This window comes from Micromonospora deserti (assembly GCF_003236335.1).
In the GTDB taxonomy this organism is placed as follows: Bacteria; Actinomycetota; Actinomycetes; order Mycobacteriales; family Micromonosporaceae; genus Micromonospora; species Micromonospora deserti.
The window spans coordinates 1-389 of sequence record NZ_POUB01000602.1 but is presented as its reverse complement, the minus strand read 5'-3'; the positions used below and the strand labels follow the sequence as shown (position 1 = coordinate 389).

1 pseudogene is annotated in these 389 nt (G+C 36.2%); it reads left to right on the top strand.

Annotation, left to right across the window (positions count from 1 at the left end):
* Positions 1-389 (top strand): annotated as a pseudogene (locus C1I99_RS35585) (hypothetical protein); the annotation flags it as partial.

The window sequence follows — 389 nt, the reverse complement described above, 5'->3', positions numbered from 1 at the left end:
GTGTTTTAGGTAAGCATGGTATTCCAAGTTTTGTTTTTGATAGTATGCGTCCCACTCCAGAATTATCATATACAGTACGTGAGTTAAACACTTATGCTGGAATCATGATTACTGCTAGTCATAATCCTAAACAATATAATGGATATAAGATTTATGGTCCTGATGGCGGACAAATGCCACCAATGGAATCTGATAAGATTACAGAATATATTCGCCAAGTAACTGACATCTTTGGTGTTGAAGATCTTACTCAAAGTGAATTAAGAGCTAAGGGCTTAATGACCATTATTGGTGAAGACATTGACCTCAAGTATCTTGAGGAAGTTAAGACGGTATCAATTAATCATGAACTAATCCAACGCTTTGGTGCAGACATGAAGTTGATCTAC